This is a genomic window from Actinoplanes sp. NPDC026623 (genome assembly GCF_040638275.1).
Taxonomy (GTDB): Bacteria; Actinomycetota; Actinomycetes; order Mycobacteriales; family Micromonosporaceae; genus Actinoplanes.
This window is the reverse complement of sequence record NZ_JBEZXZ010000284.1, coordinates 1-8,723: the sequence shown is the minus strand read 5'-3', so window position 1 is coordinate 8,723 and position 8,723 is coordinate 1. Positions and strand designations below refer to the sequence as shown.

Genomic DNA, 8,723 nt, shown 5'->3' with positions numbered 1-8,723 from the left:
CGTCGCCGGTCGCGGCGCGCACGTCCCCGGCCGCGAGCACGCCGTCGAAGAGCCCGGCGGAGCGGTCAGACGGCGAAGAAGACGGTCTCATCGGGCCCCTGCAGGGTGATGTCGAAGCGGTAGCCGTCCTCGGACTTCTCGGCGACGAGGGTGGCGCGCCGCCCGGCGGGCACCGCCGCGAGGACCGGGTCGGCCTCGTTCGCCGCCGGCTCGTCGGCGAAGTAGACCCGGGTCATCAGCCGGTGCAGCAGCCCGCGGGCGAAGACGGTCACCTCGATGTGCGGCGCCTGCGCCTCGATCGTGCCCGGCTTGAGCGTGCGGATCGCGTACCGGCCGTCGTCGTCGGTCGGGCAGCGGCCGAAGCCGCGGAACCCCGCCGGGTGGAACTCGCCGCCCGGGCCGGCCTGCCACGTCTCCACCAGCGCATCCTTCACCACCTCGCCGTGGCCGTCGCGGATCTCGCCGCGCAGCCACACGGCGCCGGGCGCGTCGGCCGGCACCACCAGCGGGCCCTCGTCCCAGGTGAGCCCGATCGACAGGTACGGCCCGACGGTCTGCGCCGGGGTGGGTGACGCGCTCATTGCGGCTCCATCGGGGTCGCGGTCGCCCCGGACAGGACGATGTCGAACCGGAAGCCCAGCGCCCACGACTCGACCGTCGCCGACAGGTCGAAGCCCGCGACGAGCCGGTCCCGGGCGAACTCCGGCACCGAGTTGTAGATCGGGTCGTACGCGAAGAGCGGGTCGTCGGGGAAGTACATCTGGGTGACCAGCCGCTCGGTGAACGCCCGGCCGAAGACGGAGAAGTGGATGTGCGCGGGTCGCCACGCGTTGGGGTGGTTGCCCCACGGGTAGGCGCCGGGCCGGACCGTCACGAAGCGGTAGCGGCCCTCGGCGTCGGTCACGGTCCGGCCGACCCCGGTGAAGTGCGGGTCCAGCGGCGCGTCGTGCCGGTCCCACTTGTGCCGGTAGCGGCCGGCCGCGTTGGCCTGCCACACCTCGAGCAGCGTGTCGCGCACCGGCTTGCCCGCGGAGTCGCGGACCTGCCCGTGCACCACGATCCGCTGGCCCTGCGCGTCGCCGTCCGGGCCGGCGGCCAGGTCCGCGTCGGCGGCCGCGACCGGTCCCTCGCCGAGCACCGGCCCGGTCCGGTCGGCCAGCGAGTGCGGCAGCAGGATGGGCGCCTGCCGGGGCGCCCGCAGAACCGTCGAGCCGTAGCCGGGGGAGAGCAGCGGGGGATGGGGGTTCATCGGATTCCTTCCGTCGATCCGGTCAGCTCGCGCAGCGCGGTCAGTTCTTCCTCGCTCGGTGGTTCGGTGGTTCTCAGCGTGGCGGCGACCCGCAGCGGCCAGCCGGTCGCCGCGACGGCCTGCTCGGCGGTGACGCCCGGATGCACCCGGGTGAGGGTCAGCTCCCGGTCGTCCGGGTCCGGCTCGAGCACGCCCAGGTCGGTGATGACCAGGACCGGTCCGCGGCCGCGCAGGCCGAGCTGTTCCCGGTCGCCGGGGCCCTTGCCGTGGCCGACGGAGGTGACGAAGTCGACCCGGTCGACGAACGTGCGGGCGCTCTGGCGCACGACCACGATGACCTCGCCGCAGGAGGCGGCGATCTCGGGTGCGCCGCCGGCGCCGGGCAGCCGCACCCGGGGGGCGGCGTAGTCGGCGCCGATGACCGTGGTGTTGATGTTGGCGTACCTGTCGATCTGGGCGGCGCCGAGGAAGCCGACGCCGATCCGGCCGGGCTGCAGCCAGTAGTTGAACATCTCCGGCACGCTGACCACGGCGTCGGCGGTCTCCGCGAGCACGCCGTCGCCGATGGACAGCGGCAGCCGGTCCGGCTTGGCGCCGATGGTGCCGGACTCGTAGACCAGGACCAGGTCCGGCGCGTGGGTGCGGCGGGCCAGGTTCGCCGCGGTGCTGGGCAGGCCGATGCCGACGAAGCAGCGGGTGTCCCCGCGCAGGGCCCGCGCGGCGGCGACCGTCATCATCTCGTCAGCGCTCCACGTCATGCGAGCACCCCCGCCAGCCACTGCTGGAACGCGTCCCGGTCCCGGCTGATCGAGTCCCAGGCCTGGTAGTGGTCGTTGTCGCGGTCGCTGAAGCCCATCGCGTACGAGGGATGGGCGCCGCCGGGCACCACCGAGACCCGGGTGACCGCCCAGCCGGGCAGCACGACCGCCCCCGGCGTCGGCGGCAGCTCGTCGACCAGCTCCTCGATCGTGACCAGGGACCGGGCGGAGGCGAGCACGACCTCCTTGTGCACCCCGGTGATGCCCCAGAACTGCACGTTGCCGTGCCGGTCGGCGCGCTGGGCGTGCACGATGCCGACGTCCGGGTTGAGGGCCGGAACGGCGGTGAGCATCTCGCCGGTGAAGGGGCATCTGATCGGCGCGATGGTGGCCGTGTGCTCGTTCAGGTCGGTGCCGAGGTAGCCGCGCAGCACGGCGAAGGGCAGCCCGGAGGCGCCGGCCACGTACCGGTTGGCCATCCCGGCGTGGCTGTGCTCCTCGATCTCCAGCGGCGCGGGCCAGGAGTTCTGCACGGCGTCGCGGAAGCGGTGCAGCGAGCCGACGCCGGGGTTGCCGGCCCAGGAGAAGACCAGCTTGGCCGCGCAGCCGGCGCCGATGAGCTGGTCGTAGACGATGTCCGGGGTCATCCGCACCAGGGTCAGGCCGCGCCGGCCCTGCCGGATGATCTCCCGGCCGGCGGCGACCGGGATGAGGTGGGTGAAGCCCTCGAGGGCGACGGTGTCGCCGTCGTGCACCAGCTCGGCCACCGCCTCGGCGAGGGGGACGATGCGGGCGGTCAACGCGGCAGCCCGACGTAGTTCTCGGCCAGGGTCGTCGCCGCGGCCGTCGAGCCCGCCACGTACGCGAGCTCGGCGAGCTGCATCCGGTGGCCGAACCGGTCGTCGCCGGGCCGCCGGTGCAGCATCGTGGTCATCCAGTTGGAGAAGCGCTGCACCTGCCAGACCCGTTTCAGGCAGGTCCGCGAGTACGCGTCGAGCAGCTCGTCCGAGCCGTCGCGGTAGTGCGCCGTCAGCGCCTCGGCCAGCACCCGGACGTCGGCCACGGCCAGGTTGAGCCCCTTGGCGCCGGTGGGCGGGACGATGTGCGCGGCGTCGCCGGCCAGGAAGAGCCGGTCGTGGCGCATCGGCTCGATCACGATGCTGCGCATCGGCGTCACCCCTCGTTCCAGCACTTCGCCCTCCTCCAGCGGCAGCCCGAGCCGGGTACGCAGCTCGTCCCAGATTCGGGTGTCGGGCCAGCCGGCCAGGTCGGTGCCCGGCTCCACCTGCAGATAGAGCCGAACTATGCCGGGCGTACGCATGCTGTGCAGTGCGAAACCCCGTTCGTGGTACGCGTAGACCAGTTCCTCGGCGGCGGCGGGCGCGCGGGCCAGGATGCCGAGCCACGCGTACGGGTGCACGCGTTCCGCGGTGGTCAGCGCGCCGGGCGGCGCGGCGGCGCGGGCGACGCCGTGCGAGCCGTCGCAGCCGGCCACGAAGTCGCACTCGAGCCGGCGCGCGGCGCCCTCGTGGCGGTACTCGACGACCGTGCCGTCGACGCCGGTGACCTCGGCCTCGAAGTGCAGCGGCCCGGTGGGTACGCGGGCGGCGATCAGGTCCTTGACGACCTCCTGCTGGCCGTACACGGTGATGGTCCTGCCGGTCAGCGCCTCCAGGTCGATGCGGTGGCCGACGCCGGCGGCGCGCAGCTCGATGCCGCGGTGCACCATCCCCTCGCGCCGCATCCGGGCGCCGACGCCGAGCTCGTCGAGCAGGCCGGCGGTGCCGTGTTCGAGGACACCCGCACGCACCCTTCCCTCCACATAGGATCGGGAGCGCCGTTCCAGGACGACCGAGTCGATGCCCGCCCGCTCCAGCAGGCGGGCCAGCACCAGGCCGGCCGGCCCGGCACCCACGATGCCGACTTGGGTGCGCACTTGCGACCTCCCGGGTAGCTGATCGATCACGATCGTTGTCGATCGTTGACGGGCACCAGGACACACGCCTACGTTCTCCATGAGAACTTACGTGCGGATAGCGCACACAACAACACCCCCTCGATTTTTCAGCTTCCCCAGGAGGTCCTGATATGCGCCGGTTCATCGCCGGGATTGCCGTGCTCGCCCTCGCCGGAGCCGGGGCGGGCTGCGGATCCGACTCGGGCGACACCCCGAAGAGCGGGGGCGGGGCCGATCAGGTCAAGGTCGGCATCATCCCGATCGTCGACGTCGCGCCGATCTACCTCGGTCAGCAGAAGGGCTTCTTCAAGGCCCGCAACATCGAGCTGACCATGGAGGCCGGTCAGGGCGGTGCGGCCATCGTGCCCGGCGTGGTCAGCGGCCAGTTCCAGTTCGGCTTCAGCAACATGACGTCGCTGCTCATCGCGCAGACCAAGAACGTGCCGATCAAGGTCGTCGCCAACGGCGTCGCGTCGACCGGCGAGGCGGGCAAGGACTTCGGCGGCGTCGTCGTCAAGGCCGACAGCCCGATCAGGACCGCCGCGGACCTGGCCGGCAAGAAGATCTCCGTCAACACCCTGAAGAACATCGGCGACACCACCGTGCGCGAGTCGGTGCGCAAGGCCGGCGGCGACCCGGGCGGCATCAACTTCGTCGAGATGCCGTTCCCCAACATGCCCGCCGCGCTCGCGGGCGGCCAGGTCGACGCCGCCTGGGTGGTCGAGCCGACGCTGTCGGCCGTCACCGCCACGGGCGGGCGCGTCGTGGCGTGGAACTTCGTCGACGCGGCGCCGAACCTGACCGTCGCGGGGTACTTCGCCTCGACCAAGCTCATCGCCGACAACCCCGACCTGGTCAAGCGCTTCGGTGAGGCGATCAACGAGTCCCTCGCGTACGCCGATGCCCACCCCGACGAGGTCCGGGCGATCCTCGGGTCGTACACCAAGATCGACCCGAAGACCGGCGGGTCGCTCACCCTGCCGAAGTGGCCCACCGAGATCAACAAGCCGTCGGTCGAGACCCTCGCCCAGCTCGGCGCGAAGGACGGCATCTTCGGCAGCGCCACCCCCGACCTGTCCAAGCTCCTGCCGTGACCGCACCCGGCGCGGCGGCGCCGCGGACGTTCAGGACAGGCCGGGCGCTGCTCGGCCTCTCCGGCCTTGCCGGGCTGCTGGTGCTGGTCGAGGTGCTGCCCCGGGCCGGACTGGTGTCCGAGGACTACCTGCCGCCGACCAGCCGCATCCTCGCCGCGCTGGCCGACGAGGCCGCGACCGGCCCGTTCTGGACGGCCGTCGGCGACACCCTGACCGCCTGGGCGATCGGCCTGGCCATCGCGGTCGGCGCCGGGATCGCGGTGGGCATCCTGATCGGCGCGGTGCCCGTGCTGCGCGCCGTCACCGCCTCGACGGTGGAGTTTCTGCGGCCGATCCCGTCGGTGGCGCTGATCCCGCTCGCCGTCCTGCTGTACGGCTCGGACCTGGGCTCGACCCTGCTGCTCGTCGTCTACGCGGCGTTCTGGCAGATCCTGGTCCAGGTCCTGTACGGCGTTGCCGACGTCGACCCGGTCGCCGACGAGACCGCCCGCAGCTTCCGCCTCGGCGCGCTCGCCCGGATCCGCTACGTGCTCTGGCCGACCGCACTGCCCTACGTCTTCACCGGCATCCGCCTCGCCGCGTCGGTCGCCCTGGTGCTCGCGGTCACCGCCGAGATGGTCATCGGCGCGCCCGGCCTCGGCTCGGTGATCGCGGTCGCGCAGACCTCCGGCGCGATTCCCATCATGTACGCCCTGATCGTCGTCACCGGCCTGCTCGGCGTCGCCATCAACATCGGCGCCCGCCTCGCCGAGCGCCGCGTCCTGTCCTGGCACCAGTCCGTACGCGGGGAGGCCCCGGCATGATCAAGCGGCTCCTGCTGGTCCTCGGCCTGCCGGTCGTCCTCTTCACCACCTGGTACGCGGCCAGCGCGAACAGCGAGAACTTCTACGCGCCCCCGCTGCGCCAGATCATGGTCGCGTTCGCGGACACCTGGACGCCCGGGCGGCTGCGCGCCGACGTGCTGCCGAGCCTGGCCCGCCTCGGCGCCGGCTACCTGCTGGCGGCCGTGCTCGGCATCGCGATCGGCGTCGCGATCGGGGTGAACCCGCGGCTGCGCGCCGCCGCCGAGCCCGTGCTGGAGTTCTTCCGGGCCGTCCCGCCGCCGGTGCTGGTCCCGGTGATCATGCTCTTCGCCGGCATCGGCAACGGCATGAAGGTCATCGTGATCGTCACCGGTTGCATCTGGCCGGTCCTGCTCAACACCGTCGAGGGCGTCCGGGCCACCGACGGGGTGCTGTCCGACACCACCCGCGCGTACGGCATCACCGGCGCCGCCCGGCTGCGCCACCTGGTGCTGCCCTCGGCGTCACCGCAGATCTTCGCGGGGCTGCGCCAGGCGCTGTCCATCGCGATCATCCTCATGGTGATCAGCGAGATGTTCGCCGCCAGCAACGGCCTCGGCTTCACCATCGTGCAGTTCCAGCGCAGCTTCGCGATCCCGGAGATGTGGAGCGGCATCATCCTGCTCGGGCTGCTGGGGTTCCTGCTGTCGGTGTTGTTCCGGCTCGTCGAGCGTTCCACACTGGCCTGGTATCACGGCCTGCGCGACTCCCGGCGCCGGTCGTGAGGAAGGAAGACGACACATGCTCAAGGTCGATGGCCTGCGGAAGGTCTACCGCTCCGGCAGCCGCGAGGTGGAGGCGCTGCGGGACCTGACGTTCACCGTCGAGGCGGGGGAGCTGGTCTGCCTGGTAGGGCCGTCCGGCTGCGGCAAGACCACGCTGCTGCGGTGCATCGCGGGCCTGCTGGACCCCACCGGCGGGGAGGTGCGGGTGGACGGCAGCCCGGTCGCCGGCCCGCCGCCGGGCATGGCGGTCGTCTTCCAGGAGTACGGGCGCAGCCTGTACCCGTGGATGAGCGTGCGCGACAACGTGGAGCTGCCGCTGCGGCAGAAGCGGATGCCCAGGTCCCGGCGGCGCGAACTGGTCGCCGGGGCGCTGGCCGCGGTGGGCCTGGACGGCACCGAGTCCGCGTACCCGTGGCAGCTGTCCGGCGGCATGCAGCAGCGGGTCGCGATCGCCCGGGCCGTCGCGTACGAGCCCACCATCCTGCTCATGGACGAGCCGTTCGCGGCGGTCGACGCGCAGACCCGGGCGGACCTGGAGGACCTGGTCCGGTCGCTGTGGCGGCGGCTCGGGGTGACCATCCTGTTCGTCACGCACGACATCGACGAGGCCGTCTACCTCGGCGAGCGCGTGCTGATGCTGTCGGCCTCGCCGACGATCGTGCAGGACGAGCTGACCGTCGACCTGCCGGCCGAACGCGACCAGCTGCACACCCGCGCCGACCCGCGCTTCACCGCGCAACGAGCCCACGTCTACGCCCAGATCCAGGCGGCGAAGGCCGGGGGCCCTAGAACGGGAACTGCTTCGGGCGCTGCTGGAGAGTTATCCAGCGCAGATCGGTGAAGGCCTCGACGCCGGCGCGGCCGCCGAACCGGCCGTAGCCGGAGTCGCCGACCCCGCCGAAGGGCGCCGTCGGGTCGTCGTCGACGGACTGGTCGTTGACGTGCGCGATGCCGGTACGCAGCCGCCGGGCGACGCCGAAGCCCCGGTTGAGGTCCTGGGTGAGCACCCCGGCGGTCAGCCCGTACGGGCTGTCGTTGGCGATCGCGATCGCCTCGTCCTCGTCCCGGAACCGCAGCACGGTGGCCACCGGGCCGAAGATCTCCTCGGTGTGGATGGCCATGTCCGGCGTCACGCCGGCGAGCACCGTCGCCGGGTAGTGCGCGCCGTCCGGCCTGCCGCCGCCGCTGAGCACCCGGGCGCCGCTCGCGACGGCCCGGTCGACCAGGCCGGCTACCCGGCCCGCGGCCTCGGCGCTGATCAGCGGCCCGATCACGGTGTGCGGGTCGGCGGGGTCGCCGGCGGGCAGGCCCTTGGCCTTCTCGGCGAGCCGCGCGGCGAACTCGTCGGCCATCGAATGGTGCACCAGGACCCGGTCCGCCGACATGCAGATCTGCCCCGAGTTCAGGTACGCGCCGAAGGCGACGGCGTTGACCGCGTACTCCACGTCGGCGTCGTCGAGGACCAGCACCGAGTTCTTGCCGCCGAGTTCGAGGACCGCCGGCGTCAGGTGCCGTCCGGCGATCTCGCCGATGCGCCGGCCGACGCCGGTCGAGCCGGTGAAGTTGACCCGGCGCACCCGCTGGTCGCCGATCAGCGCCTCCGCCACGGCCGCCGCGTCGGCGCGGTCGTTGGTCAGCACGTTGAGCACGCCCGGCGGCAGGCCGGCGTCGCGCAGCAGGTCCGCGAGGAACAGCGCGCACGCCACCGGCGCGTCCTCGCTGGCCTTGAGGACGACCGTGTTTCCGGCGGCCAGCGGCGCGGCGACCGCGCGGGCGCCGAGGATCAGCGGCGCGTTCCACGGCGCGAAGGCGGCGACCACCCCCGCCGGCTGCCGGATCGCCAGCGACAGCGCGCCCGGGTCGGCGCCGGCCAGGACCTCGCCGATCGGCAGCGTGGCCAGGGCGCCCGCCTCGCGGAACAGGGCGGCGGCGAACCCGACGTTGAACAGCGACCAGCCCAGCGTGCCGCCGGTCTCGTTGGCCATCAGCGTCGCGGCGTCGCCGCCGCGCTCCTCGAGCAGGTCGCCGGCGCGGGTCAGGATGCGGCGGCGCTCGGTGGGTGCGGTGCCGGCCCAGCCCGCGAAGGCGGCGGCGGCCG

At 73.0% G+C, this 8,723-nt stretch carries 10 protein-coding genes; 4 read left to right on the top strand and 6 right to left on the bottom strand.

The window, feature by feature from the left end; translation table 11 throughout:
* Nucleotides 1-65: 65 nt before the first annotated feature.
* Genes pcaG through AB0F10_RS42125 form a run of 5 tightly spaced genes read right to left on the bottom strand, consistent with a single transcriptional unit; the run spans nt 66 to nt 3,943 of the window.
* Nucleotides 66-581, bottom strand: a complete 516-nt coding sequence (gene pcaG / locus AB0F10_RS42145; RefSeq protein WP_360639204.1) for a protocatechuate 3,4-dioxygenase subunit alpha — start codon at nt 579-581, stop codon at nt 66-68.
* Nucleotides 578-1,249, bottom strand: a complete 672-nt coding sequence (gene pcaH / locus AB0F10_RS42140; RefSeq protein WP_360639201.1) for a protocatechuate 3,4-dioxygenase subunit beta — start codon at nt 1,247-1,249, stop codon at nt 578-580. The genes pcaG and pcaH overlap by 4 nt, the downstream gene beginning before the upstream one ends.
* On the bottom strand, nt 1,246-2,007 hold the full coding sequence (locus AB0F10_RS42135) for a CoA-transferase subunit beta (protein WP_360639198.1): 762 nt from the start codon (nt 2,005-2,007) through the stop codon (nt 1,246-1,248). Before AB0F10_RS42135 ends, pcaH begins: the two co-directional genes overlap by 4 nt.
* On the bottom strand, nt 2,004-2,807 hold the full coding sequence (locus AB0F10_RS42130; protein WP_360639195.1) for a CoA-transferase: 804 nt from the start codon (nt 2,805-2,807) through the stop codon (nt 2,004-2,006). The genes AB0F10_RS42135 and AB0F10_RS42130 overlap by 4 nt, the downstream gene beginning before the upstream one ends.
* Nucleotides 2,804-3,943, bottom strand: coding sequence for a 4-hydroxybenzoate 3-monooxygenase (locus AB0F10_RS42125; protein WP_360639192.1), 1,140 nt, complete (start codon nt 3,941-3,943; stop codon nt 2,804-2,806). Before AB0F10_RS42125 ends, AB0F10_RS42130 begins: the two co-directional genes overlap by 4 nt.
* A 152-nt stretch (nt 3,944-4,095) precedes the next feature.
* On the opposite strand from AB0F10_RS42125, the gene AB0F10_RS42120 reads away from it, so the two are divergent.
* The 4 genes from AB0F10_RS42120 to AB0F10_RS42105 are packed head-to-tail and all read left to right on the top strand — an operon-like array spanning nt 4,096 to nt 7,466.
* On the top strand, nt 4,096-5,058 hold the full coding sequence (locus AB0F10_RS42120) for an ABC transporter substrate-binding protein (protein ID WP_360639189.1): 963 nt from the start codon (nt 4,096-4,098) through the stop codon (nt 5,056-5,058).
* On the top strand, nt 5,055-5,861 hold the full coding sequence (locus AB0F10_RS42115) for an ABC transporter permease (protein WP_360639186.1): 807 nt from the start codon (nt 5,055-5,057) through the stop codon (nt 5,859-5,861). Before AB0F10_RS42120 ends, AB0F10_RS42115 begins: the two co-directional genes overlap by 4 nt.
* A complete protein-coding gene (locus AB0F10_RS42110; protein WP_360639183.1) occupies nt 5,858-6,625 on the top strand; it encodes an ABC transporter permease subunit in 768 nt (255 codons plus the stop codon). The genes AB0F10_RS42115 and AB0F10_RS42110 overlap by 4 nt, the downstream gene beginning before the upstream one ends.
* Nucleotides 6,626-6,641: 16 nt before the next feature.
* Nucleotides 6,642-7,466 (top strand): ABC transporter ATP-binding protein, encoded by an 825-nt coding sequence (locus AB0F10_RS42105; RefSeq protein ID WP_360639180.1) that lies wholly within the window; start codon nt 6,642-6,644, stop codon nt 7,464-7,466.
* Here the strand turns inward: AB0F10_RS42105 and AB0F10_RS42100 are convergent.
* Nucleotides 7,411-8,723: aldehyde dehydrogenase family protein (locus AB0F10_RS42100; RefSeq protein ID WP_360639177.1), on the bottom strand; the 1,313-nt coding region annotated here is incomplete at its 5' end. The two genes, AB0F10_RS42105 and AB0F10_RS42100, sit on opposite strands and share 56 nt — an antisense overlap.

Bases quoted from the DNA above. Each gene is read 5' to 3' on its own strand.
- pcaH (WP_360639201.1), bottom strand. From the start codon at position 1,249: ATGAACCCCCATCCCCCGCTGCTCTCCCCCGGCTACGGCTCGACGGTT.
- AB0F10_RS42105 (WP_360639180.1), top strand. From the start codon at position 6,642: ATGCTCAAGGTCGATGGCCTGCGGAAGGTCTACCGCTCCGGCAGCCGC.
- AB0F10_RS42110 (WP_360639183.1), top strand. From the start codon at position 5,858: ATGATCAAGCGGCTCCTGCTGGTCCTCGGCCTGCCGGTCGTCCTCTTC.
- AB0F10_RS42120 (WP_360639189.1), top strand. From the start codon at position 4,096: ATGCGCCGGTTCATCGCCGGGATTGCCGTGCTCGCCCTCGCCGGAGCC.
- AB0F10_RS42135 (WP_360639198.1), bottom strand. From the start codon at position 2,007: ATGACGTGGAGCGCTGACGAGATGATGACGGTCGCCGCCGCGCGGGCC.
- pcaG (WP_360639204.1), bottom strand. From the start codon at position 581: ATGAGCGCGTCACCCACCCCGGCGCAGACCGTCGGGCCGTACCTGTCG.